The 25233-nt window shown below is 35.7% G+C and carries 21 protein-coding genes and 1 pseudogene; 13 read left to right on the top strand and 9 right to left on the bottom strand.

The genetic code is table 11. The features are described 5' to 3' along the window. Positions 1-122: 122 nt before the first annotated feature. Positions 123-1388: an Opr family porin gene (locus A3217_RS05980; protein ID WP_066388895.1), complete on the top strand. Its 1266-nt coding sequence runs from the start codon at positions 123-125 to the stop codon at positions 1386-1388. Positions 1389-1603: 215 nt separating this feature from the next. Beyond that, on the top strand, positions 1604-4030 hold the full coding sequence (gene ppsA / locus A3217_RS05975) for a pyruvate, water dikinase (RefSeq protein WP_066388893.1): 2427 nt from the start codon (positions 1604-1606) through the stop codon (positions 4028-4030). A 903-nt stretch (positions 4031-4933) separates the two neighbouring features. Here the strand turns inward: ppsA and A3217_RS05970 are convergent. Next, positions 4934-6094, bottom strand: coding sequence for an aminotransferase class V-fold PLP-dependent enzyme (locus A3217_RS05970; RefSeq protein ID WP_066388892.1), 1161 nt, complete (start codon positions 6092-6094; stop codon positions 4934-4936). A gap of 83 nt (positions 6095-6177) precedes the next feature. Between A3217_RS05970 and A3217_RS05965 the strand changes: the two genes are divergently transcribed. From A3217_RS05965 to A3217_RS09685, 9 genes and pseudogenes are all read left to right on the top strand, one after another. Then, positions 6178-6582 (top strand): YbgC/FadM family acyl-CoA thioesterase, encoded by a 405-nt coding sequence (locus tag A3217_RS05965; protein WP_066388891.1) that lies wholly within the window; start codon positions 6178-6180, stop codon positions 6580-6582. Positions 6583-6687: 105 nt separating this feature from the next. Continuing rightward, entirely contained in the window at positions 6688-7827 is a 1140-nt protein-coding gene (locus tag A3217_RS05960) for a vWA domain-containing protein (protein WP_066388890.1), read from the top strand. 94 nt (positions 7828-7921) lie between these two features. Continuing rightward, positions 7922-8226, top strand: a pseudogene (locus A3217_RS09690) (DUF262 domain-containing protein). Between the two features lie 100 nt (positions 8227-8326). Further along, a complete protein-coding gene (locus tag A3217_RS05955) occupies positions 8327-8998 on the top strand; it encodes a restriction endonuclease (RefSeq protein ID WP_066388888.1) in 672 nt (223 codons plus the stop codon). Positions 8999-9004: 6 nt separating this feature from the next. Then, positions 9005-10018 carry a DNA adenine methylase gene (locus A3217_RS05950; RefSeq protein WP_066388886.1) on the top strand — a complete coding sequence of 338 codons (1014 nt, stop codon included), beginning with the start codon at positions 9005-9007 and terminating at the stop codon, positions 10016-10018. A 217-nt stretch (positions 10019-10235) separates the two neighbouring features. Next, positions 10236-11033, top strand: coding sequence for a DNA-methyltransferase (locus A3217_RS05945; protein WP_066389757.1), 798 nt, complete (start codon positions 10236-10238; stop codon positions 11031-11033). Next, positions 11033-11818 carry a DNA-methyltransferase gene (locus A3217_RS05940; RefSeq protein ID WP_066388885.1) on the top strand — a complete coding sequence of 262 codons (786 nt, stop codon included), beginning with the start codon at positions 11033-11035 and terminating at the stop codon, positions 11816-11818. Before A3217_RS05945 ends, A3217_RS05940 begins: the two co-directional genes overlap by 1 nt. Beyond that, entirely contained in the window at positions 11815-13056 is a 1242-nt protein-coding gene (locus A3217_RS05935) for a hypothetical protein (RefSeq protein ID WP_066388881.1), read from the top strand. Before A3217_RS05940 ends, A3217_RS05935 begins: the two co-directional genes overlap by 4 nt. A 43-nt stretch (positions 13057-13099) precedes the next feature. Continuing rightward, the gene (locus A3217_RS09685; protein WP_417935359.1) at positions 13100-13312 is read left to right on the top strand and encodes an HNH endonuclease family protein; all 213 of its coding nucleotides are present in this window, start codon (positions 13100-13102) and stop codon (positions 13310-13312) included. Between the two features lie 287 nt (positions 13313-13599). Here A3217_RS09685 and A3217_RS09045 read toward each other — a convergent pair whose 3' ends face one another. Then, positions 13600-13767 (bottom strand): hypothetical protein, encoded by a 168-nt coding sequence (locus A3217_RS09045; RefSeq protein ID WP_156471867.1) that lies wholly within the window; start codon positions 13765-13767, stop codon positions 13600-13602. A 299-nt stretch (positions 13768-14066) separates the two neighbouring features. Between A3217_RS09045 and A3217_RS05920 the strand changes: the two genes are divergently transcribed. Beyond that, a complete protein-coding gene (locus A3217_RS05920) occupies positions 14067-14411 on the top strand; it encodes a hypothetical protein (protein WP_066388876.1) in 345 nt (114 codons plus the stop codon). Continuing rightward, positions 14408-14959: an ImmA/IrrE family metallo-endopeptidase gene (locus A3217_RS05915; protein WP_066388875.1), complete on the top strand. Its 552-nt coding sequence runs from the start codon at positions 14408-14410 to the stop codon at positions 14957-14959. Before A3217_RS05920 ends, A3217_RS05915 begins: the two co-directional genes overlap by 4 nt. 10 nt (positions 14960-14969) lie before the next feature. Here A3217_RS05915 and A3217_RS09205 read toward each other — a convergent pair whose 3' ends face one another. The 7 genes from A3217_RS09205 to A3217_RS05885 form a co-directional block, all read right to left on the bottom strand. Beyond that, positions 14970-18644, bottom strand: a complete 3675-nt coding sequence (locus A3217_RS09205) for a type IIG restriction enzyme/methyltransferase (RefSeq protein ID WP_066388874.1) — start codon at positions 18642-18644, stop codon at positions 14970-14972. A 383-nt stretch (positions 18645-19027) separates the two neighbouring features. Next, a complete protein-coding gene (locus A3217_RS05905; protein WP_066388872.1) occupies positions 19028-20041 on the bottom strand; it encodes a DNA adenine methylase in 1014 nt (337 codons plus the stop codon). Between the two features lie 40 nt (positions 20042-20081). Then, positions 20082-20774 (bottom strand): phospholipase D-like domain-containing protein, encoded by a 693-nt coding sequence (locus A3217_RS09410; protein ID WP_231860214.1) that lies wholly within the window; start codon positions 20772-20774, stop codon positions 20082-20084. Beyond that, positions 20737-21219: a hypothetical protein gene (locus A3217_RS09405; RefSeq protein ID WP_231860213.1), complete on the bottom strand. Its 483-nt coding sequence runs from the start codon at positions 21217-21219 to the stop codon at positions 20737-20739. Before A3217_RS09405 ends, A3217_RS09410 begins: the two co-directional genes overlap by 38 nt. Next, positions 21216-22169, bottom strand: a complete 954-nt coding sequence (gene dcm / locus A3217_RS05895; RefSeq protein WP_066388870.1) for a DNA (cytosine-5-)-methyltransferase — start codon at positions 22167-22169, stop codon at positions 21216-21218. The genes A3217_RS09405 and dcm overlap by 4 nt, the downstream gene beginning before the upstream one ends. Continuing rightward, entirely contained in the window at positions 22169-23095 is a 927-nt protein-coding gene (locus A3217_RS05890; protein WP_066388868.1) for a DNA-methyltransferase, read from the bottom strand. The genes dcm and A3217_RS05890 overlap by 1 nt, the downstream gene beginning before the upstream one ends. A gap of 69 nt (positions 23096-23164) precedes the next feature. Then, positions 23165-25135 (bottom strand): DUF1561 family protein, encoded by a 1971-nt coding sequence (locus A3217_RS05885; RefSeq protein WP_066388866.1) that lies wholly within the window; start codon positions 25133-25135, stop codon positions 23165-23167. Positions 25136-25233: the final 98 nt, after the last annotated feature.

Here is a 25233-nt window from a genome sequence, read left to right as displayed (position 1 = left end):
AAAAGCATTGTGATGGCATAGATATACTTTACAAATTCACTTAAAAAATCCGATTGTAGCATATTCTTTGCCGACATTGACAATCATTGAAAAATTGAAAAATCTTAAAAACAGGGAATTAGATGGGTAAATTTTATAGAATCTTAAGCGTGGTATTTTTTGCGAGTTTGAGCGCATTACAAGCGTATGAAAGCATTGATGAGGCATTAGAGAATGGCATTTCAAATGGCGATATAGTGATTTATGGCTCTAGCACAAATGTGCGGGGCACGGAGATACTAGGGAGCGATTTAAGTAATAATGGCTATGGCGTGGGAAGTATCGGACTAGCGTATCGTTCGGGCTTTTATAAAAGCTGGCGTTTTATGATTAGCTTTCGTGCGAGCGCGGATTTTTATCAAGCGGATAAAAATTCAATATGGAGAGATGATATAAACTCACCGGGCAGGACTTCTAGCACGCTTAAAGGAGATTCTGCGAGGGATTTTTACGCACCTACAATGTTAGGACAATCCTATTTGGAATACTTTGATGGCGACACAAGCCTGCGTGTGGGGAGAATCTTTGCTAAAAGTGAGTGGGCAGATAGGCTCATTGATGGCGTATGGCTAAGAAATAAATCGCTTGCAAACACGCTTATTGAAGTGTTTTGGGCAAAATCTAGCGGATATGTGCAATACAATAAAATGAGCGGACTTATCAATGTTAATCCATACAATGATTTTGGGCTTTTAAACGCGAGCATTAAATACACCTTTAATGATATTCTTTCACTTAAAGGATATGGAATCTTTGCGCCCAGCATTTTTAATGCAGTTGGCGCAAAGGCGGCGTTCCGCTATGAAGTCTCAAATTCCTATATTGGTGCGAACGCGCATTTTACCACGAGCTTTGAAGGTAGCAATAGTCCATATTACAATCGCGCACTTGGCGCAAATGGTTTTGTGTTTGACACGCGTGCTTATATTGGCGTGAAAGATTTTATAGGCAATATGCGCAATGGCTTGGAGTTAAGCGGGGGTTTTCTTATGAGTGGGGCAAATGGCATTGGCAGTCTTAATGCCGTAGGAAATAATGTCAGCCCATTTTTTATGTGGGGTGGCAGGGCATTTTTGCTTGGAAGCGACGCGAGTTTAGGCTTTGGAAAAATCAACTTCAGCATTGATAGAATCTCCCTTGCCCTTGTGTATGGAAGCACGCGCTTTAGCACGCCCTATGGATTCACACAAGGGGGCTTTGATAGGGTAAATGAGGTGAATTTATTGCTTGAATTTGGATTAAGCGAGCACACTTCCTTTTTGTTTAATCTCTTAAATACGCACGCAGGCAAAAAACTCTACTATCCACACACCACTGCGCTAAATTTTGGACTAAAACTAGCATTTTAGGTTGCTCTTAGGGTTTAGTGTTAAGAAAGTTTTGAAAAGAGGTTTTTTCTTGCACGAGGGCTTTTGCGCCCCTTAGATTCTATGAAAAATCTTAGAATCTAGCCAAAACTACACCAAAAACTTAAAATGTATTCTGTAATTAAACAAATTTAAGCTTTGTTTTAATAAAATATTTGCCCTATTGACTTTCAAATCAACCCTAGGAGCAAATCGCAATGAAGTATATAAAGTTTTTTAAAGAACTTAATAACAGAGATGTCCCAATTGTGGGCGGTAAAAATGCAAGCATTGGAGAGATGTTTCAAGAGCTAGTAGGTGAAGGCATAAAAGTGCCAAATGGCTTTGCAATCACAAGTGATGCGTATTGGTATTTGCTAGATTCTGGTGGGATTAGACAAAAGATCCAAGATTTACTTGAAGGCGTAGATGTAACTGAAATCGATGTGCTTAAAACGCGTTCTAAAAAAATCCGCGAACTCATTTTTGGCACGCCTTTCCCTGATGATTTGAGAGAAGAAATTTTTAAAGCATATAAAATTTTGAGCGAAGAATATGGTATGAAAGAAGCCGATGTGGCAGTGCGTAGTTCGGCTACCGCAGAGGATTTGCCCGATGCGAGCTTTGCTGGACAGCAAGATACATATTTAAGCGTGAAAGGCAAGGCGGAACTTATCCACTATATCAAATCTTGTCTTGCGTCATTATTTACCGATAGGGCGGTGAGCTATCGCGCTTCAAGGGGCTTTGACCACTTTAAAGTCGCACTTTCTGTAGGCGTGCAAAAAATGGTGCGCGCTGATAAGGGAAGCGCGGGCGTTATGTTTAGTATTGACACAGAAACAGGCTTTAAGGACGCGGTATTTATCACCGCATCTTGGGGGCTTGGCGAAAATGTCGTGGGCGGAACTGTGAATCCTGATGAATTTTACGTCTTTAAACCCACACTAAAAGAAGGCAAGCGCCCTATCATAAAGCGCCAGCTCGGACACAAACACCAAAAAATGGTTTATGCGCCACGCGGTAGCGAACACCCTACAAAAAATATCAAAACCACACAAAAAGAACTCCGCACTTTCTCAATCACTGATGAAGATATCCTCGTGCTAGCGCGCTATGCGATGAAAATCGAAGAACACTATACCAAAGAAGCGGGCGAATATCGCCCTATGGATATGGAATGGGCTAAAGATGGCGATAGTGGGGAAATTTTCATCGTGCAAGCGCGCCCAGAAACCGTGCAAAGTCAAGCTATCAAGAAAGAAACTCACAATCGCCTAGAAACCTTTAAGTTCAAAAATAGTGATGAAAAGCGTGAAGTGATTATCACCGGGCGCGCGATTGGTGGGAAGATTGGCGCGGGGAAAGTGCGCATTATCAATGATATTGAGCATATGAATACCTTTAAAGAAGGCGAGATTCTCGTAACCGATAACACTGACCCAGATTGGGAACCAGCGATGAAAAAAGCTGCAGCTGTGATTACAAATCGCGGTGGGCGCACGTGCCACGCGGCGATTGTAGCGCGTGAAATCGGCGTGCCTGCGATTGTGGGCGCGGTGGGCGCAACAGATAGGCTTTATACCGGTATGGAAGTCACCGTCTCTTGCGCGGAGGGCGAAGAAGGTTATGTGTATGCGGGTATTTGTGATTATGAAGTCGAGGCACTCGAGCTTGAGAATCTCGGCAAGACAAAAACCAAAATTTACATGAATGTTGGGAATCCAGAAAAAGCCTTTGGATTCTCAAAATTGCCAAATAATGGCGTGGGGTTAGCACGTATGGAGCTTATCGTGCTAAATCAGATTAAAGCCCACCCGCTCGCGTTACTTGATATACAAAATGGCAAGGGCAAGGAAATCAAAGAGCGCACAGAGATTGAAAAACTTATGGCAGGCTATGAGAATCCGAAAGATTTCTTTGTGAAAAAGATTGCCGAGGGTATCGGTATGATTTGTTCGGCGTTTTATCCAAACCCTGTGATTGTGCGCACAAGCGACTTTAAATCAAATGAATATCGTGGAATGGTCGCAGGTGCGGGCTATGAACCACAAGAGGAAAACCCAATGCTAGGCTATCGTGGGGCGAGCAGATATTATTCTGACCTTTATCGCACGGCGTTTGAATGGGAATGTGAGGCACTAGCGATGGTGCGCGATGAGATGGGGCTTACAAATATGAAAGTGATGATTCCATTTTTACGCACACCAGAGGAGGGGAAAAAGGTGCTTGAGATAATGCGTCGCAACGGATTAGAATCTGGGCGCAACGGACTAGAAATCTATGTAATGTGCGAACTGCCTGTGAATGTGATTTTGGCTGACGAGTTTTTGAGTATGTTTGATGGCTATTCTATTGGCTCAAACGACCTTACGCAACTTACTCTTGGCGTAGATAGGGACGGACAACTTGTAAGCCACATTTTTGATGAGCGTAATCCGGCAATGTTTGCGATGTTCAAGCAAGCAATTGCTGCGTGCAAAAGACACAATAAATATTGCGGAATCTGCGGACAAGCCCCAAGCGATTACCCAGAGATTACAGAATTCCTCGTAAAAGAGGGTATTAGTTCAATTTCACTTAATCCAGATTCTGTGGTAAAAACATGGCAACTTGTCGCGGAGTTGGAAAAGAATTTAAAGTAAAAAAGTAATTTAAGGGAGCTTTACGCAGAAAGATAGAGAGATATTCTTACCTTGTGTTGGGAGGAATATTTCTTACTAAAATGTGTGTATCTCGTGCAAGGACACTGAAGGATACTGATTGTATTGAAAGTGAAGTTTTAAGACAAATAAAGTCTTATGGGGTAGTCGTAGTAACCCCCAAAAAAAATAAAGTTTTCAAAAAAAATCTCTTTTTGGCGTGTTATTTCCTAGCAAATTTGCTAGGACTATTCTCAATTCTCGCAAGCGAAATTTTGCACTTACTTCACTATTGACTTTAATTGCCTTTTATCCTATTGCTTATTTTTCGTTGTTATATTACAAACTAACATTAAAAAATTAATCAAAGAGATTAGGAGGGCTGTAAATGGTGAAAATTCTAGTGGTTAGCACAATAATATTTGGTTTTGGGTGTTTCTTTACTGCTTGTTACATAGCACTCAAATAACACCCATTTTTTCAATCCAGCAGTATAAGAAACTGCGCTTATCTTTTTAGTCAAGGGTGTCACTCGTGGATAGGCTACGCCTGCCCTTGACTAAAACCGCTTGTTGCAGATAAATTACAAAATCCACTTTATGCAAAAGGCAAAGTGCGAAGCATAATAATGCCTTTTACCCGATTCAAATCTCAATCAATCATTAACATAAAATATTTTAATTAGGGTGAGACTGCTTTTTGTAATACAATTTTGCTACGCTCAATTAATTACTTCAGAGTCTTACAAGGGGATTTTCCCTTTTAAATCCCCTAAAAAATCTTTGCGATCTTTGGAATATGGAATAATGTTTATTTTGTCAAAAATCATTCTTTATTAAGTTGGGGGGGGGGAGGCGTGTGTTTGTGCGAATCTAGTGCTTTCGTATCAAATTATTTTAAGGGTTTTTATAGCGTCTTAAGAATCTTAGCAATTTCAGCAATGGCTTTAAGGGTGAGCTCGGCATCTGTGAAAGTTGTGGTATAGCTTGGGCTTAGGCGGATTGTGCCACAAGTTGCGAGTGTGTCTATTGTCTTATGTGTGCAGGGGTTACAATGCAAGCCAGCGCGCACGCAAATACCATAGTGTTTGTCAAGCAAATGCGCCATTTTAGCAATATCCGCGCAGGTAAAAGAAAGCACACCCGTGCTTTTATAGTTAGATTCTATCTCGCAGATTTTAATCCCGCCAACGCCTTCAATACATCTTAATCCCTCTATAAAATACGCACGGATAGTATTTTCGTGTAAAAAAATCTTTTCCACCCCGACATTTTCAAGCCACACCAGCGCGGAATCTAGCCCAGCGATTGCGTGCATATTTTGCGTGCCACTTTCAAACTTATCAGGAAGCACCTTTGGTTGCTCTAGGCTTTCACTCGCACTGCCTGTGCCACCTAGAATCAAAGGCTCTAAATATTGCCCCGCCCTTTGACTTAACGCACAGATTCCCAAACCCATAGGCGCTAAAAGTCCTTTGTGCGCACTCCCACACACAATATCCACACCATCATTTTCAAATGCACTCACGCCAAGAATCTGCGCTGCGTCAATCAGCAAAAACGCACCAGATTCTTGTGCAATTTCCTTGAGGGAATCTAATGGCATAATCGCACCGGTTACATTGTTTGCACCAATGCACGCGATGAGTTTCACGCCTTTTGAAAGCTCTTTTGCCTGCGTGAGATTAAGCCCACATTGTGCGGTGGTTGGGATTTGTCGTATTTTAATTCCTTTTGTGTGTTCCAAAAATTTGAGCGGACGCATAAGTGCATTATGCTCGATTTGGGTTATTAGCACATTGTCATTTTGCTCTAAAATCCCGTGCAGAACGAGATTGAGCGCATAAGTGGTATTGTAGGTGAAAAAGATATTTTGTGCGCTTTGCTTGTTTCCCAAAAGCCTTGCTAAGCGTTCCCTTACACTAAAAAGTAGATTCCCAGAATTTTGCGCGCTTTTATACGCGCCCCTGCCCGCACTTGCACCAATATTTTGCATAAATTCCACCACTGCTTGCGTCACGCAAGGAGGTTTAGGAAAGCTTGTCGCGGCATTATCAAGATAAATCATCGCATGCCTTTGTGTGAAAAATTGCCAGCGATTATAGCACGAGTTTGCGCTATAATGCCGCGCAAAAACCTAAGGAGGCGCAAATGCGCATACGCATCTATTTTGAAGATACAGACTGCGGGCAAATCGTCTATCACACAAACTACATAAAATACTGCGAGCGCGCGCGCAGCGAGCTATTTTTTAGCCAAAATAGTTTGCCTTTTGAGGGGAATTGTGGTTTTGTGTTAAGCTCGCTTAACGCGAAGTTTGTAACACCTGCGAGGCTTGGAGATTTGCTAGAGGTGCGCTCAAAGGTGCTAAAAATACGTCAAAGCAGTTTGCTAATAGAGCAGCAAATTTATAGAATCCACAGCGCGATAGATGTGAGCAGTGAGGAGATTCTTATCTTTAGTATGGAAGCGCTGCTGGCATTTGTCGATACAGTATTGCAAAAACCGCTCAAAATCCCACCACGTTTTTTGGAAGTTCTCAAATCACTAGACTAAGATAGAATCTTCGATGTTTGCTTTCTCATTTAGGCTCTTTTATTGTTTTTAATGTCTTTATTTGATAAGGTTTATGCACTTAATAAACACCTTAAGGAGGATATTATGTATCAATTCACACTTTTAAAACACACTTGTCTCAATCAAATTCTTAAAGCCTTATGCGCTTTATCCCTACTCCTTTCTTTAAGCTATGCTAAAGACCCAATTCCAGAAGTTCCAGAAGTTGATGAAAATCTCATTAAAAGCACATTACCTAATTTAATCTATGGCTTTGAGTGTAGCCAAATGCAAAAAGTCTCACATTTTGATTCTAGTGTGCTTTGGGTAAAAGATAAGGATAAGCTTAATGCACAAAATATTTCTAATAAATTCCGCTATATCCGCTTTGCAGGAGAGATTCTAAATGGAGGTGCTTGGGATGCACAAGCACAAGCTTATGTAAGCCCAGATAGGCAATTTATGTATTTTTTAAAAGATAATAATTTAGTTGTGCAAAGTGTTTGTGATAAGCAGCAATTTTTCTTAAACAATTACGATAAGCAAAGCGATAGCTTTCATCTTAAGCTTCGCACTAAGCCTACTAAAGAAGTGGCTATTGTGATTAATGTTGCGGATTCTATGAAAGATTATGTTCTTGCTTTTAAAGAAATCGCACCAAGTTTAGCTAAGCATATTTTTAAAGAAGATGAAGATATGTATGCAAAAATCACGCTTGTAAGCTTTAGCTTTAATGATGTTAAAGACTTTGATGATGTGTTTAATACGCAAGACTTTGTAGAAGAAACTAAAACTTTGCAAACTACAAACACGCAAAGTGTAATGGTAAATTATGCTTTGATTAAGGCAATGAGCCATTTTACTAAAGACAATGGCTTAAAAAAAGAGATTTATCTTATCACTGATAGTGGGCTAAATGATGCGCATAATGCACAAAGAATGCTAAAGCTTACTAAAAACCTAAACAACAATAGTGTTGCGAATTCTAAAGGCTCTAAAGATAATTGGGTGAAAATCCATACTTTTTCTTTAGGGCAAAAACTAGAATTTTTAGAAAATCTCTCTAAAGAAACAGAGGGGAACTTTTATGCACCAAAGAGTATTTATGATTTTAAAAAGACGCTTTTAGCACTAAGCAATGATGGCAAAGATGTAGAACCTAGTGAAATCCACAATGAAATTATCCCTAGTAAAACAAATAAAATTTATGACCCAGATGACCCTAATGATAATCCGCCGGGGTGAGTTTTCTTATTGAGATTTGTAGCAGTGGCAGAATCTTTTAGCCTTATTTTGTAAGGTTTATTTTCTAGTAAAGTTGTGGGAGAAGGAGAGGAAAATGGAAGCAAAGGAAAATAATTTTGGCTTTATGTCGCAAGAAACTTTAATTGAAATTCCCTTTTTTCAAAGGGCGTATGTATGGAAAGAGGAGCAATGGGAGCAGCTTTTTGAGGACTTAAAAGATAGCTACGAGAACAAAAGAGAGCATTTTTGGGTTCAATTGTCTTAAAGCAACTCCCTAGTAATGCAGGAGAGGGGTCAAAAAGAAGCTTGATTGATGGACAACAAAGACTAACTACTTTTTCTATCCTTGTAAAATCTTTGTATGACAAGCTAGATGAAGATGATAAACAATTCCGCTAAATGTAGTTGCTAAATTAATTTGCTTCATTTTATGACGCCCATAAAAACAATAAAATACTTTGTAACGTGTTATAATTTTCAAATTTTGAAAGGCTTTAAGGTGAGGAAATCAAAAACGCAAATCTTTTTAGAGCTAGCTAAACCCGATGAAAATGGCATTTCAAGGTGGGTAAGCGTGAGTGAGTTTGTAGGAGAGTATAAGGACTTAAGACTTGGTAATGGCGGAAGTTGGTGTCGTGCAAGTAGTAGTTTAGCTAAAAAATACATTATAGAATTTGATAAAACTAAGAGTGCGGGAAATAGCATTGATGCGATAAGATTAAAGGGGTTTAATACGCAAGATTCCTTTAATCAAAATATAAGAAAGGATATTAAAGATTTTTATAAAAATCAAAAATGCGTGATGTTAGGAATTTGTGGCAAAAGCGAAAATACTAAAATAGAAATAGACCATAAAGATGGGCGCAAAAGCAACATGAGATTATCAAGCACAAAAACGCAAAAGCTAGAGGATTTTCAACCTCTATGCAAAGCAGCAAATGATATAAAAAGGCAAATTTGTAAAGTATGCAAAGAAACAAATAAACGTTGGAATGCTAAAAATATCAAAGGCAATCCCTATGCGTTTTATAAAGGTGATGAGAATTATACAAAAGAGCTTGGTTGCGTGGGTTGCTACCAATACGACCCTGTGATGTATAGAAAAGAGAGTATAAAAAGAATTGCAAAACAAGCCACTGATTTTATCACCCAAAAGCTCTATGAAGATTGAGTGATTATGAACTACATTGGCTCTAAATTTAAGCTTTTTAATTTTTTGCAAACACATATAGAATCCACACTCCAAAAAGCAAATGCAAAGCCCTTAAAAGATTCTATCTTTTGTGATATGTTTGCAGGCACTGGAGCGGTAGGAAGGCTTTTTAAAAACAAAGCAAAGCAAATTATTAGCAACGATAGAGAATATTATAGCTTTGTTTTAAATCAAAATTATATCGCTAATTGCCAAAAATTACCTCGAGCTAAGGAACTTTTAGAGATTTTAAACTGCGCTAAACAAACACCATTACAAAAGGGCAAAATCTATAAGCATTACGCGCTTGGTTCTGGTAGTGGGAGGCAGTATTTTAGCGATTATAATGCACAAAAAATTGACGCTGTGCGCTTAAAAATCACACAATGGAAAGAACAAAAATTTATTAATAAGCAAGAATATTATTTTCTCCTCTCCTCCCTTTTAGAATCCGCTGATAAAGTCGCAAACACAGCTTCAGTATATGGAGCGTTTTTAAAGCAACTTAAAAAAAGTGCCTTAAAGCCCCTTATTTTAACTCCAGCAGAATTTGAATGCAGCACAAATAAGCATTTAGTGCTTAATGAAGATGCAAACACACTTATTACTAAAATAAAGGGTGATATTCTCTATCTTGACCCGCCTTATAATGCACGCGAATATGGAGCGAATTATCATCTTTTAAACACCATAGTCCTTTATGATGACTTTATCCCAAAGGGCAAAACAGGCTTAAGAGAATACGAAAAATCCCCTTGGTGCAAGAGCACAAAAGTTGCAAATGCACTAGAAAATTTAATCAAAAATGCAAATTTTGAGTGGATTTTCCTAAGCTATAATGATGAAGGGCTTTTGAGTTTAGAGCAAATTAAAAGCATTTTTGAAAAATATGGCAAATACAGCTTTGCCACCCAAAAACACCAAAGATTTAAAGCAGATTCTAAAAGAATCCAAAAACAAGATTTTACAATAGAGTATTTGCATATTTTAAGAAAATAGCATTTTAGAAATTTTCAAAACACGAGTGATTTTATGCGTTTAAAATATATTGATACTATGTAAATATAAAGTGACTTTACAACAAAAGATTAGTAAAATACAATCAAAGTTTGCTAGGGATAAATTAATAAAGGCTAAAAATGCAAATTCATAGACTAAAAGCAAAATTATGCTAACAAATCCAATCAATCAAGTCTTTTACAAATCTAGCACCACAATGCAAGAATTACAAGATTCTAGCGTGGATTTAATCATTACTTCTCCGCCTTATTTTAATATTAAAGATTATGCAAAAAATGGCTATCAAAACACGCAACATTCAGAATCTAATAGGGAAGATTTGGGAGCACTTGATAACTATAAAGAATATATCAATGGCTTATTGCAAGTTTGGAGGGAATGCCATAGAGTGCTAAAGCCAAATGGCAAACTCTGCATTAATGTGCCTTTAATGCCTATGCTTAAAAAGCAACTAAACACGCATTACAATCGCCATATTTTTGATTTGCAAAGCGATATTCAACATAGCATTTTATACAATACTCCACTATTCTTGCTTGATTTGTATATTTGGAATCGCACCAATACAACAAAATCATTAATGTTTGGAAGTTATCCTTATCCGCGCAATTTTTATGCACAAAACACTAGCGAATTTATAAGTATTTATGTCAAAGATGGCAAACCAAACAACAAGATTTCACAAGAGATAAAAGAACAAAGCAAACTTACACAAAAAGAGTGGATAGAATACACGAAACAAATTTGGAATATCCCCATTCCAAACAAAAGCGATAGTGCTTTTGGTAAGCATTCAGCCATTATGCCAGAAGCGATTCCTTATCGCTTGATTAGGCTTTATTCTTTCGTAGGCGATGTAGTGCTAGACCCATTTGCTGGAAGTGGGACAACATTGAAAGTTGCTAAAGAGCTTAAAAGAAATTATATAGGTTATGAACTCTATGCACATTATAAAAGCGTGATAGAATCTAAGCTACAAGCGAACCCGTTTTGATGAAAGCTACCGCCTTGCAACTCAATACAATTTATATACAAGATTGCTTTGACTTTTTACAATCCTTAGAGAATAAAAGCATAGATTTAGCAATTATTGACCCGCCTTATAATCTTAAAATAGCGGATTGGGATAGTTTTAAAAGCGAACAAGAATTTTTAGATTTTAGTTTTGCTTGGATTGATTTAATGTTGCAAAAAATGAAAAAAAGTGGTAGTTTTTATATTTTTAACACACCTTATCATTGTGCTTTATTTTTGCATTATTTGCAGGGCAAGGCAGTATTCCAAAACTTTATTACTTGGTATAAAAAAGACGGCTTGAGTTACACAAAAAAGAAGTTTGTAAATAATCAAGAATCCATTTTGTTTTACACAATGGATTCTAAGGATTATTACTTTGATTGCGATTCTATAAGGATACCTTATAAATCCACCCAAAGAATAGCTCACGCTAGAAAAAATGGAATCTTAAAGAATGGTAAGCGTTGGTATCCAAATGAAAAAGGCAAACTCTGCCCTGATGTGTGGGAGATTGTGAGCCAGAGGCATAGGCAAAAGCTAAATGGCAAAACACAAAAGCTTAACCACCCCACACCAAAGCCAAAAGAAATGATAGAGCGAATAATTAAAGCAAGTAGCAAAGAGGGGGATTTGGTGTTAGATTTATTTGCAGGAAGTGGCACTACAAGCATATTGGCTAGAGAGTTGGGCAGGAATAGTGTGGGCTGTGAGTTAAATAAGGAATATGTGGATTCTAGCCTAAAAATCAAGGAAATAAAATGACGCAAGAAGATTTTAAAAATAAACTAATAGGCATAAATCCTGCGCTAGATTGCTTAAAATTTCTTTATCATAGAGTGCTTAGAGATGATTATAGAGGCACACATAAATTACAGCATTATCGCTGGGATTTAGACTATATTAAAATCGTGTTAAAGCATTTGCCTAATAATGATTTTTTGTTACACACGCAAGGTGATATACACGATAATTATATTTATAGCGATGAGGAACAAAGATTTTGCGAATATTTAAGTAAGGTTAATAAGGATTTACTAAATCTAGGCAAAAGCATTACTGATATGGGAATGCGAAAAATTATTTTTGTAAATCTGCAAAGAATGGGTTTGATTGATAGATTTAATACAAAAAAAGAATTATGTGATATAAGCAGAAAATATCAATATAGATATGTAAAAATCACGCAAAGAGGCTTAGATTTTATCAACTCAAGAGATATTTTTGAGGAACAGAAACATTTAGGTATTGCTTTGGATTTCGTCTTTGATGGAGTGGTGCAAGATATTTTAGATATTTTAAACTCACTTCAACCAAAACACATAAGCGTTAGTGAAATGATGTTTTTTGTAACCTATCTTGGCAAGGAATATCAGCCTGATATATTAACAAAAGATAAAATTGTAGAATTTATTAACGAATTTAGAAGTTTAAAGGCAAGAGCCAAAGTTGTAGAAGATGTCGTAAGTGAATTTTGCAGTCCTTCAAATTTTAAAGGCAATAAAACAGATAAGCGAGACTTCCATAATTGGAGAAACGAAACGCAAAGCATGTTTGATAGCCTTGATTTAATGTCTTTGTTTGAATACGACAGAACAAAACAAAGATTACTGCTTAAAGCACATATTAATGGCGAAGATATCACATTTAAACGAAGCATTCTTATTAAGGAAGAATACTTTAGACAACACGAAGTGCAAAAAGATTTATGCTTTGAACTGCACCATATCGTGCCATTTTATTATGCAAAAGATATTGACGCTCTAAAAGCTATTGATAATTGGCAAAATTTAATTTACATTGACGCAAAATCTCATAGAATCTTTAGCCTTGATAAAAGTGCTAAAAAGGCAATAAGATTAAGTTTTAAAGATTTTGACGCTGTGCTTGATAATTTCATAGGCGATGAAATCTTGTTGAAATATACAGACAATATTAAATACAAGGTAGAATTACAGCAGAGATTAATCAAATACAATCAAAGTTTGCTAGGGATAAATTAATAAAGGCTAAAAATGCAAATTCATAGACTAAAAGCAAGATAGCATAGAACTTTCTTATCAATGGAGTTTAGAGCATCTTATGCCACAATCTTGGGAGAAACATTGGAAAGCATTTGTAAAAGATGAAAGTCACGCAGAGGATTTGATTTATCAAATAGGTAATATGACACTTCTAAAAGGCTCTTTAAATAGCACAATCAAAAATGCCACTTGGCAGATTAAGCTTAGGAGATGGCACTCGCAAAAATTGCATTAAAAATTGTGCTGATTTGCGTATTACACGAGAATTATTTGATACAAAAACATGGAATGAGTCTAGCATAGAAAAGAGAAGTGAAAAGCTCATGCAAGATTTTTTCAATATTTGGGATATAGTTAGTATCCTTTAAGGTGAGGATAAATTTCTTTTCCTTGAGAAATTGTAAGGAATCTATATTTTGCTTCCAAAAGCTCTCTTGCTTTTTGATAAAACCTTTTTGCAAATAGCTTAAATGCTTGTTTGCCTAGATTCTAAATTGCATTTTCCCTTTTGCTTTGCATAACCTATTCAAAAATCAATCCTTGATTTTCGTTTTGTGAATTAATAGGCTCATCAAAAGTTTTCATAAAAATACCTTGTTCTTGTGTTATTTCTACCTTTTGAAAAGTATTTTTACCCTTGATATTTTTGGCGAAATATGCTTTCTTAGTAGATTCTAGTTTGCTTGTCAAAGGTGTTTTGTCGTGTTGCGCTTCTGCTTTGTCATATTGAGGCTTTGAAAAAGCCGAAATATCTTTATGAGATTCTTTAGATTCTTCGCTCCGCTCAGAATGACAAAAGGAATATTCGGTATGACAAAGGGAATTTTTGTGAGATACTTCGCTTTGTTCTTGGTGAGAATAGTAGTGTGGAGCTTTTTAACTGTTTTTGTCATAGAAATGTTACATTAGCTAAACTTGAATAGATTTTCATAGTTTAAGTAGATATTTAGATTTTTTTGCTATAAAATTTAGAAAATAAAGGGTCGTGAATGCAAAATTATCCAAATGGAGATGTTATTGCTTTAGCAAGTTCTTATATGACTTGGGCAAATCTTATTATTGTTACTTCGGCTCTTATTATTGCTGTGGTAACAATAGGTTTAACTATTTATTACAATAGAGATAAGAAAAGACTGATTGAAGAAACTACCCGCAATATTTTGGATAAAATCGCCGATAATGAACAAATAAGGAATGATTTTATCAATAAAGTTTTAGAAAATAAGAATTTCAAGCAAGAATTTGAAAAAATGGTAGATAAGCATATAAGCAACAAAATCAGCAAAGTTGCAGAAGAAAAACAAGAAAAATCAAATATAGGAGGTTTAAAATGAATTGGACAGAGATAAAGAATAAATCCCCTTATGAGATTTTAGAAATGCTTGAGATGAGTGAGCCTCCTTTTAATCCTTTTGATATTGCAAGAAAATTAAATCTTAATGTTAAAACAACACTTGATTATGATAAACTTGATACAGAGGGGCAAATTAGTGTAGATAAAAATAATGAGCCAGAAATTTGGATAAACCCAATCAAAAGCGAAGTAAGACAACGATTTACCCTTGCTCACGAGCTAGGGCATTTAGCAAATGATATTTTGCCACAAATTGATAGTCCTATTATTGACAAATATGAAACATTGTATCGTAGCAATGCTTATGGTGGTGCTGAAACAAAAGCAAATAGATTTGCCGCACAACTTCTTATGCCTTTAAAGGCGGTAGAAGATTTTATTGAAGAAAGAAGGCAAAGCAATCCTAATTTAAGTGCTAAAGACGCTATTGTGCTGATAGCTACAAAATTTGAAGTTTCAAAACAAGCGGTATTTCATAGACTTCAAAACATAGGCTTGATTGACAAAGATTACAGGTATCCTTTTTAGACTTACATTATTATTTATTTTCTATCAATTCTATTTCCTTGTTAGTTAAATTGTAGAGTTGATAGACTAGAAAATCAATTTGGGATTCTAACTCGTGCGTGTTAAGGGCGGGGTCTTTGGCTTTAGAATCTAAAATTTCATCAACCAAAGCGATGATTTCATTAACGATTTTTTGATTTGTTTTTGTGATTTTTGGGATAGGGATTTTGTCTGCTATTTCATTTGAAAAATCCATAGAACGAATAGCTTTAGCGAAACAAAAACGATAACAATACCAATTTATGAATTTTGAATGGAAAATTCCTAAAATATATTTATTTGGAACATTATCATTGCAAATGATTTGAAAGATTGTATTAACGATTTTGTAATTTTTATTATTTGCAATTGTTGCCATAAACTTAATATGAGGAGTTGGATTCTCAATATGTGCAATAATGCGTTGCAGTAAAACACTATTATTTTGTATATTTGCTTTACTGCCTATTTTTGTTTGTTTAGATACAAATCCTTTAATGCCCTTTATAAAGCATCTTTGAATTTCTTTTCCTCCTAATACCTTATAAGTTTCACCAATGGAATTCGCTTTTACATCTTTTTGAAAACTCCCACCTCGAAAACATTGCGCCATTTCTAAAAGATTTGTTTTGATATTTTTACGCACTTTAACACCTAGTCTTAACTCCTCTTTGCTGAGATTACTAGGGAAGAAGCCAAACAAACCAATAAGTGATTTATCAATTTTAATCCATTCAGATTCATAAGTAGAAAGTTTGAATGGGTTTTTTCGTCTAGATTCAATATTTATTTCTTGCTTTGTGCCATCTACCAAAAAGTGCGTGCAATAGTGTTCTATTGTTATTCCCTTAGCCCTAGCAAAAATCACCATTTCTAAAAGCACATAATCCCACGCCTTGCCACAATCTACTAGTAGATACATATCAGGCTTGATAAACTCTCTTACATCAGCCCATTTAGCGACATAGTTTAAGGATTTTGGGACGATTAGGGTATTAATGCCTCCAGCCTTTAAAATCCTATCGCTAAGATACATAAACAAAGCGGCAGTATTGGTCTGTGAAGTGCTATAAGTTTTTTTATACATTTCTCTTTCGTCTTTGCTTAAATCCACACCATAAGGCGGATTGCCTATGATTAAATCAAAGCCTAGAAAGTCGCCATTAGCATCTAGCACTTCAGGGAATGCAAAACGCCATTCAAAAGGCTTGTTAGATTCTAGGTTAAAGATATTTGCATATTCTTTTTTGAGTTCATCAAATGCTTTTTGTGCTTCTTGCTCATTAAAGGTATCAATAAACATTCTTGAAGCAACATAAAACATTAAATCCTTATCATCTTTTGCTAAGAAGTTTCCGTATTTGGAAGAATATTTATCACATTTTGCTTCAAAGGCTTTGATTTGTGTTTTAAACTTATCTTTTAAGCAAAAGGTCTTAAAGGCTTGATGTAGGGTTTTGATTTGATTATCAATTTGCGTTTTGTCCGCGTAAAATCCCTCCTTGTAGTTTGCTACTGCTTTTTTGTATTCGTTTATCCTTTCTTTGATGTTTGGATAGTGTGAAAGACTTGTTTGCGTATCAAAATAACTCACAAGGCTATTCCCACACTTAATATTTATATCAATATTTGGCAGGGTTTCTAAGCGTTTATTAGCAATGTCTTTGTAGTAGCTGTATTTGAGTAGCTCTATCCAAAGGCGGAGTTTGGTAATCTCGCAAGAATTGGGATTAATATCCACACCAAAAAGGCAGGATTCTATTAAATTGCGCTTGGTGTGGAAAAGGGCTTTTTGAATTTTATGGGATTCTATCTCTTCGTGCGCGGGGAGGGCGTAGGTGAAAAGCGCGTTTGTAGAATCCCGCAAGACTAGTTCATCACAAAATATTTCTAGTTTTATATCTTTAAGCCTTTGATGAGATTCATCGCACAAAATCCCAAGCTCAAATTTTAAAAGCACCATTTCATTAAGCGCAGAAACTAGGAAATGCCCACTTCCCACAGCTGGGTCACAAATGCGAATAGAATCAAAAATCGCATTGGCTTCTTTGTAGGATTCTTTGTTTGTGGTGAATTTATCAAGGCTTATTTTTAGCTCTTCTAAGTTTGCACACTCCCAATTTTTCGCGGTATTGAATTTCTCTAACACGACTTTTGTTAAAGATTCCTTGCACATATAACTTGTGATGAAACTTGGCGTATAAAAACTGCCTTCTTTATAGCCATTTAGCTTTTCAAAAACAAGCCCCAAAATAGCGGCGTTAATGAGTTTGTCGTAATTGGTTTTGATGTGCTCTTGTATGTTTTCTTGCGTGGTGGTGAAATTATAAGCGTGGAGGAATGCAAAAAGGTATTCTAAAAGGGGCAACTTAGAATCTTTGCTTTTAAGATTTAGCTTTGTTTTTAGGTTTTGGTCTTTGTAGAGAATGGAATCTTTATATAAGACTAAGGGTTTAGAATCTAAAAGCTTGATTTCTTTGCCCTCTTTTTCTAGCTCTGTTTTGTCAAATAAGCTTGAGTTAAGATAAGGAATATTAGCAAATGCGGACGGGATAGAGCCTCTTGCTTCCTCTGTTTTTGCTAGGACTTCAAAAAAGAGTGTGTTTAACGCGCTAAAGCTAGGGATAGAATCTAGACTTAAAAATGGCTTAGTAATGTGCTTAAAACTAAGTAGCATAGATTCTGAAAGCCTTAGGAATAAAAGGCGGTTATTCCAAGTGATAAGCAAGCTAAAACAAGTTTCAAAATCCTTTTGTTTATCAAGCCTTAAATTTTCACAAAGCGTGTCTAAAAGGGTGTTTTTAACCTCGCTAGGCAGGATTAGCACTTTGCCATTTTGGGTGCTTTCTTCTAAGCCTAAGATATAAAGTAGCTCATTATAAAAGCCCTGATTTAGTGTATTTGCATCTATGTAACTTTTATGCTTTAAAAGCACTGCTGGGCTTAGGGCTTGAAAAATAAGGGCGAGATTTGTGGAATTTGTAGCTTCTAAAAGCGTGGAATCTAAGCGAAAATATGTGTATTTAAGCGTGGAATCCACATTTGGTAAAAGACCTTTAAGCGCGTCATAAAAGGCTTGCGTTCGTGTGTCGTTGCCCTCTTTCTTTTCGCAGTTTTTAAAGGCTCTTAAAATATCTTTGTCTTTGCTAAAGGGAAGGTATTGCTTTGCGTCTATGAGGTAAAACTCGTAGAAATTGGTTAAGATAATGAAAGTAATGTTGTTGTTTTTGTATGTATGAAATTCGCGTAAATAATAAAGTATGGATTCATAAAGGGCTGTGCATCCTAGATTGTTTGTGGGAGTTGTTGTGTTATGCGGGATTTTTAAGTCATCTGTGTGCGGGATTTGGCTTTTTGAATTATCCCTGCTTGCAAATTCACTCTTAGGAGCATTTGGAATTTTCGCCTCAAGAATCACTTTTGGCAAGGAATCCTCATAAATGGCTAGGTCGATTCTGCCTTTTGTGTTTGAGTTGTATGCAAAAGCTTGGCGCAAAAAGTCGCGCAAAATGCCCTTAATATGCTCCTCGCTTTCTTTATTTTCCTCTGCTGTTTTAAGGTTGTTTAAATACTCATCAAGTCTTTTTTGAAAGCTTTCAAGCTCTTCTTGTGTGGGAGAGGGGCATTGCATTGTTAAGTCTTTTAAAGAAAATTGTTCATAAGTCATTTAGAGCCTTTATCACTTTAGAAGATTAAAGAAAGACAAAAATAGATTCTATCACAGAATACATAAATTATACCAGCACCGTCATTGCTAAAATTTATTTATGTTAAGATTCTAAAAAATCTCAAAACTTTAAGGCTTAATTTGCAAGGCTTTGACAAAGCTATTAAACTCCTCTTGCAAAATGGGCTTTTTAAGATAAAAAGGATTTAAAACATCTTTTGCTTTTAGCGTATGAATTTGCATTTTTAGCCTTTATTAATTTATCCCTAGCAAACTTTGATTGTATTTTACTAATCTTTTGTTGTAAAGTCACTTTATATTTACATAGTATCAATATATTTTAAACGCATAAAATCACTCGTGTTTTGAAAATTTCTAAAATGCTATTTTCTTAAAATATGCAAATACTCTATTGTAAAATCTTGTTTTTGGATTCTTTTAGAATCTGCTTTAAATCTTTGGTGTTTTTGGGTGGCAAAGCTGTATTTGCCATATTTTTCAAAAATGCTTTTAATTTGCTCTAAACTCAAAAGCCCTTCATCATTATAGCTTAGGAAAATCCACTCAAAATTTGCATTTTTGATTAAATTTTCTAGTGCATTTGCAACTTTTGTGCTCTTGCACCAAGGGGATTTTTCGTATTCTCTTAAGCCTGTTTTGCCCTTTGGGATAAAGTCATCATAAAGGACTATGGTGTTTAAAAGATGATAATTCGCTCCATATTCGCGTGCATTATAAGGCGGGTCAAGATAGAGAATATCACCCTTTATTTTAGTAATAAGTGTGTTTGCATCTTCATTAAGCACTAAATGCTTATTTGTGCTGCATTCAAATTCTGCTGGAGTTAAAATAAGGGGCTTTAAGGCACTTTTTTTAAGTTGCTTTAAAAACGCTCCATATACTGAAGCTGTGTTTGCGACTTTATCAGCGGATTCTAAAAGGGAGGAGAGGAGAAAATAATATTCTTGCTTATTAATAAATTTTTGTTCTTTCCATTGTGTGATTTTTAAGCGCACAGCGTCAATTTTTTGTGCATTATAATCGCTAAAATACTGCCTCCCACTACCAGAACCAAGCGCGTAATGCTTATAGATTTTGCCCTTTTGTAATGGTGTTTGTTTAGCGCAGTTTAAAATCTCTAAAAGTTCCTTAGCTCGAGGTAATTTTTGGCAATTAGCGATATAATTTTGATTTAAAACAAAGCTATAATATTCTCTATCGTTGCTAATAATTTGCTTTGCTTTGTTTTTAAAAAGCCTTCCTACCGCTCCAGTGCCTGCAAACATATCACAAAAGATAGAATCTTTTAAGGGCTTTGCATTTGCTTTTTGGAGTGTGGATTCTATATGTGTTTGCAAAAAATTAAAAAGCTTAAATTTAGAGCCAATGTAGCTCATAGGCTACTCACCTTTTTTGAGATATTTTCAAGCATTTATACTAATAACCATTGATAAATTTCTCATAACTATCTAGTGGTCTAATGTCAATTTTATACATTGCATTATCTTTTTTCTCAATGATTACACAATCAAAACCTAAATTTTGCATTTTCTCATAAGTTACTATCTCTTTCTCTTGTAATCTTAGAACTTTCTTTAAAAGCCATTTTGCTAAATCATCGTTTGGATTGCTCATTAGTGCCTTAGAATTATCTTGACAAAGCTTTACTTGCAAATTTTCATTAAGAGGTGTTTTCAAAATAAAAGGTGTATCACGAGGAGGGAAAAAATTTGGATAAAGTTGGTGAATCTTTATGGGGATAGGGATATAAAGCTCCCCATATTTTCTTTTTCTTCCTCCAGCATTCCATTGATTTAAACCACTTTTTTCTGGCACAATTTTTTCTTTATTTTTTATGCTATATAGTGGTAAAATAACATAATCAACACCAGCAATTTTAGGCTTTATAGCATTTGCCTGTAAAAGATTATCTTTAAATAAAAGCAAAAATTCAAAAGGATTTTCTAAAATTTTTATATCTATGCTAGAAAAATTTTGCGGGATATAAAATTTCCTTTGCAAAACACTCTTTGAGCGGTTAAAATAGTATTCATTAATGCCATCATAAAAGCTTAAACTTGCTTTAGTATCCTTAAATACTTTTATACTGATCTGTATTGATTTTTTCATAATCTGTTTCAAAAAATATAAGTTTATTTCTATCCCTTGCGATAATATGGTAGATTGAATTTGTGATTCCATATAAATCATTTGCGAGCTGAATTCTATTGTTTCTCATTTGTGCTAAAGTTTTTGCTAATTCTTTAGAATCTGTTTTGCTTTTTAAGAATGGAGAATCCTTATTAAATTCTGCTATTTTTTCAACACTTGCATTGCTGTTGCAAATAAAAGTTTTTAAACCAATGCCCAAATTTCCAATTTTTGCATCATAAGCAGTATCAGAACGACTTAAATTTTCTGCTTCAAAACACTGGCAAAAGAGATTTTCCATTACACGATAGTGCAAAAAAGGTGTATCATTCTCGCTAAATAGTTTTGATAAGCTAGAAATAATCTGTAAGGATTCTATATAATTTGAGCTTTTTTCTCTATCAAGTTTGAAAAAACTTTTCATTGCAAAATCTTTAAAATTTCTTTTGCTATTTTTTTAACCAAAGGATAAGTGATAGAATTTCCAGCTTGAATATAGAGTTTAGAATTAGGTAAATTTGGCAGTTTAAAGTTTTTGGGATATCCTTGAAAATTGAAACATTCTCTAGGTGTCAATTTGCGGATTCCAAAGTCATCTTTAATAATTGGCACATTATGTCCGCCTGTTCCCATATTTGCGGTTAATGTAGGACAAAGATTTGATTTGTTTTCTCTCACATAAATTCTACGAAGCTGATAAATTGTATCTTTTTTTACAACCTCCTTTTTTAGCCACTCATAATATTGACTTTTTGGTGTGTAATAAAATAAATTTTCTTGCTCGTTTGGATTAAGACAGGAATAAATCGTTTTTGTAAGCTTAATCGGTTTAGGAAAAGTAAATTTATGATGATTCTTAACTTGCTTATGAAAAGCTACAATAAAAATACGTTCTCTGTTTTGAGGAATATTTGCGTGAGTAGCAGAATTTAAAACCTCATCATATACACAATATTCTAATTGCTCTAAAGTTGATTTAATCACTTCAAAAGTTTTTCCTTTATCGTGGTTCTTAAGATTTTTTACATTTTCTAAAAATAGCACTTTTGGCTTGTGTTTTTGTGTGATTTTTGCAATTTCAAAAAATAGTGTGCCTCTTGTATCCTCAAAGCCTTTTTGGTATCCAGCGATAGAAAAAGCTTGACAAGGAAATCCAGCACATAAAATATCAAAATTTTGTGGAATTTGATTTTGAGTGGAATCTAAAGTAATATCGCCAAAAAGTGGTGTTTTAGAAAAATTTAAATGATAAGTTTTTTGGGCATTAGAATCTATTTCACTAGCAAATAGGCATTTACTCCCCTTAAGTGCTAGATGAAATCCACCCACACCAGCAAAAAGGTCAATGAAAGTTATTTTTGAATTATCTTGCATTACAAAACTTCTTTTTCTATCCGTTTTTTAGCAATTTCAAAATATTTTTGCTCAATCTCATATCCTATAAACTTACGATTATTTTGCAAAGCTGCAATAGCGTGAGAACCGCTTCCCATAAAGGGGTCTAGCACGATTTGCTCCTCTTGTGTAAAAAGCCTAATAAGATGCGAGATAAGGCGCACGGGTTTAGGCGTTAAATGCTCTATTTTTGTATCGCTTTCATTTTTTCTTGTGTGTTTGCTAACCTCCATCACATTGCTAGGAAATTTGCCATCTAAACTTTCTTTTGTATTGATAAGACCTAATTTATGCTTTTGCCAATTTTGCACGAATGTCCCATCTTTTGGTTTTTGTGCCATAACCATTGGCTCAATTTGGGGCTTTAATTGAGGTGTTTTATATCCATCTAATTCTTTGATTAAAGATTCTTTTTGCTCTTGTGTTAAGCTTTTGTCCTTTTTTATAAAGTGTGTTTGTGAAAACGCCTTTGCTTGTCCTTCATATTTCCACGCTAACATATCTCTTATTTCAAACCCTGCTAAATCTAAACTCATTGCCATTCTATGATACAACCTTGCTTGAGAGAACACAATACAAAATGCCCCGGGCTTTAAGATTCTATAAAATTCTTTTGCTAGAGGGGTCATAAATTCTTGCAATCTCTCTCCTTGTGCCTTATCAAATTTCATACCCACAGGAAGCCCACCAATCACACCACTTTTTGAAGCTTTGTTTTTTAGATTTATATCATTCCATTCGCTCCCCATACCATCTATAAAATAAGGTGGGTCAGTAATAATGCAATCAACAGAATTATCTAGGAGTGTTTTAAGCCCCTTTATGCAATCTTGGTTATAAATGTTATATTTTAATGTAGATTCTGTATTAGAATCCTTTTTTTGCATACTTTCTATTGCAGTCATACATCCCCCTTAAATACTCTAGTAAATGTTTAAAAGACTTTAATAATGTTGTGCTGGATACTAAGAACTTTATTGTATGAGGCATCTGCCACTTGCACATTGATTAATCATAGTGCTTATAGGTAAAACGCCACTTCCTCTTCTATCCTCTCCCTCACCGCTACAATTATTGCTTGAGACAAACGCACTAAGGGGGTTGTGATACACTTCTCTAAGTTGCAGAGAAAAAAGCATATAAATGCGTAATGCGCCATTTTGCGTGATGATATTTAATGCCTCGCTTAAATTACGCGCTAAAGAATATCCTAAATCTTGAGTAAAACTCGCATAATCAACATTGTGTAAATTCGTAGAAATAAACTGCACGCCCTCACTCGTGCGTAAAGCAGGCATAGCATGACCACTTCGCACACCTTGAGGTGAGATAAAGAACATATGCACAACCCACATTGTGCCTACGGGTTGCTCAAACAAATCCCTTAAAGCACTACGTATTTGTATATCTGATGTGGCAAAATCAGAGCTTAGCCAAAAATGCCCGGGGAAAAGGCTTAAGGCGATAGAGCGATACATTTGTTGCGCATAGGCAAAGGTTGCTTCGCGCGAAAGCCCACGCGGTATATTTGTAGCTTGGTAAGGCTCTAAGGCACTAGCTAGGGCAGGGTAGCGACTTCTAAAGGAGTAAAAAGGATTTACCCCAAAAGCAGTATCAAAGAAAAAACCTCCAGAATCTAGCGGTGCACTTGTGTAAGTATTTAGCTCCGCGATGATTTGATAGCTTTGTAGCAGACATACCCCACAATCCCCCGCGCGAAGCAAGACCCCATCAGTTGTGGTTACAATCTGCCATAAGCGTTTCCTCCACGCTTCATTGAGAGTGAAATTTGGCGGGAGGGTTGCAACTTGATTTTGAACTTGCGTAGGTGCTACCTTAGAGTTTTGCAATAAATTTGCAAAAGAGTCATTTTGTGCCTCTGTGCCATTTGCTGGACAAGAGGGCAGGGAGTCGGAGAGATTGCCATATAAAAAGCGTTGGTAATTTGTCAAATCATTTGAGAATCTAAAATATGAAGTTTGGTCTTCTCCTGTATCTTTGCCTAAGAAATCGGGCTTTGCACTATATGGCACACCCCAATGAATTCCGTATTTAGTAACGCGCAAAAAATTGCCCAAATAATCCTTAAGCATAGCTTGATTGTTATCAGCAAGCATAAAAAGATTCCATGTTTTTGGGTTTGTAGGATTTTTAGGAGCGTGGAAATCACAAGCTTGCCAGCTTACCCAATTCCAATCTTGGTTTTTAGTTTGTGTGGAAGTTAGGCAAAGCATTTCCGCATTTGCAGGGTTGTATTGCGCGATGTAGCCATTTTCTGGGTTGAAATACAAATCTTGCGGCGTATCTTTTATAGATGCATCATTGTATAGGTAGTATAAATCAAAGCCCTCTTGTGTGATAAAACTCCACGCAATAAAGCTTTTTTGACTTAAAGCAGGGGGCGTGGCTATGGTATCAAGCCATTGCTCCATATTATGGAGGGTGAAATGAGATTCTGTATATTGAGATTGGCTTTTTTCTAAAGTGAGAAATCCATTGCTAATCTGCACCACAAAGCGCAAATCAGGGGTGTATAACATATTATTTTTAATTGTAAAACTTTGCGTTTTGTCATCAATGACACAAGGTCTTAAGACGAGTCTCTTGCCCTGTATGTATTCTTCATTTTCTGCGCTCAAACATACCCAAGTATCAGGAAGTTTCCACGCTATGCGACTAAAGACATCATAGCGCGCGTCTATTGCTTTGTCGCAATCACTTACACCTACATAACCTTCAGAATGCGTAAAGATTGGTGTGAGGCATTGCACGAGTGAATCAGGCTTACTTTTAAAGGCAATGGGTCTGTCTTTAGGCTTGTTGGCAAGATTTTGGGGGACTTGCTGGGTATTTGTAGCATTTTCAAGCGCAAAAGCAGAAGAGAATATACAAAGACTAAAAAAGAGAAAAACAAGGGTATATAAGCGTGAAATGAGGTTTCTCACAAGGTATCCTTTTATACATTAAGATGACTTGATTATAGCAGTTGAAATTAAAATTTTGTTAGAAGCAGTAGAAAACAATTAAAGTATAAAGTAAGGCG

Source organism: Helicobacter himalayensis, assembly GCF_001602095.1.
Classification (GTDB): Bacteria; Campylobacterota; Campylobacteria; order Campylobacterales; family Helicobacteraceae; genus Helicobacter_F; species Helicobacter_F himalayensis.
Note: the sequence above shows the minus strand (reverse complement) of the source record. Positions and strands in the feature narration are given on the sequence as shown.

Bases quoted from the DNA above. Each gene is read 5' to 3' on its own strand.
- A3217_RS05915 (WP_066388875.1), top strand. From the start codon at position 14,408: ATGAATTGGACAGAGATAAAGAATAAATCCCCTTATGAGATTTTAGAA.
- dcm (WP_066388870.1), bottom strand. From the start codon at position 22,169: ATGCAAGATAATTCAAAAATAACTTTCATTGACCTTTTTGCTGGTGTG.
- A3217_RS05940 (WP_066388885.1), top strand. From the start codon at position 11,033: ATGAAAGCTACCGCCTTGCAACTCAATACAATTTATATACAAGATTGC.
- A3217_RS05935 (WP_066388881.1), top strand. From the start codon at position 11,815: ATGACGCAAGAAGATTTTAAAAATAAACTAATAGGCATAAATCCTGCG.
- A3217_RS05960 (WP_066388890.1), top strand. From the start codon at position 6,688: ATGTATCAATTCACACTTTTAAAACACACTTGTCTCAATCAAATTCTT.
- A3217_RS05905 (WP_066388872.1), bottom strand. From the start codon at position 20,041: ATGAGCTACATTGGCTCTAAATTTAAGCTTTTTAATTTTTTGCAAACA.
- A3217_RS05890 (WP_066388868.1), bottom strand. From the start codon at position 23,095: ATGACTGCAATAGAAAGTATGCAAAAAAAGGATTCTAATACAGAATCT.
- A3217_RS05950 (WP_066388886.1), top strand. From the start codon at position 9,005: ATGAACTACATTGGCTCTAAATTTAAGCTTTTTAATTTTTTGCAAACA.
- A3217_RS05970 (WP_066388892.1), bottom strand. From the start codon at position 6,094: ATGATTTATCTTGATAATGCCGCGACAAGCTTTCCTAAACCTCCTTGC.
- A3217_RS09205 (WP_066388874.1), bottom strand. From the start codon at position 18,644: ATGACTTATGAACAATTTTCTTTAAAAGACTTAACAATGCAATGCCCC.
- A3217_RS05920 (WP_066388876.1), top strand. From the start codon at position 14,067: ATGCAAAATTATCCAAATGGAGATGTTATTGCTTTAGCAAGTTCTTAT.
- A3217_RS09405 (WP_231860213.1), bottom strand. From the start codon at position 21,219: ATGAAAAGTTTTTTCAAACTTGATAGAGAAAAAAGCTCAAATTATATA.
- A3217_RS05945 (WP_066389757.1), top strand. From the start codon at position 10,236: ATGCAAGAATTACAAGATTCTAGCGTGGATTTAATCATTACTTCTCCG.
- ppsA (WP_066388893.1), top strand. From the start codon at position 1,604: ATGAAGTATATAAAGTTTTTTAAAGAACTTAATAACAGAGATGTCCCA.
- A3217_RS05965 (WP_066388891.1), top strand. From the start codon at position 6,178: ATGCGCATACGCATCTATTTTGAAGATACAGACTGCGGGCAAATCGTC.
- A3217_RS05980 (WP_066388895.1), top strand. From the start codon at position 123: ATGGGTAAATTTTATAGAATCTTAAGCGTGGTATTTTTTGCGAGTTTG.
- A3217_RS09410 (WP_231860214.1), bottom strand. From the start codon at position 20,774: ATGAAAAAATCAATACAGATCAGTATAAAAGTATTTAAGGATACTAAA.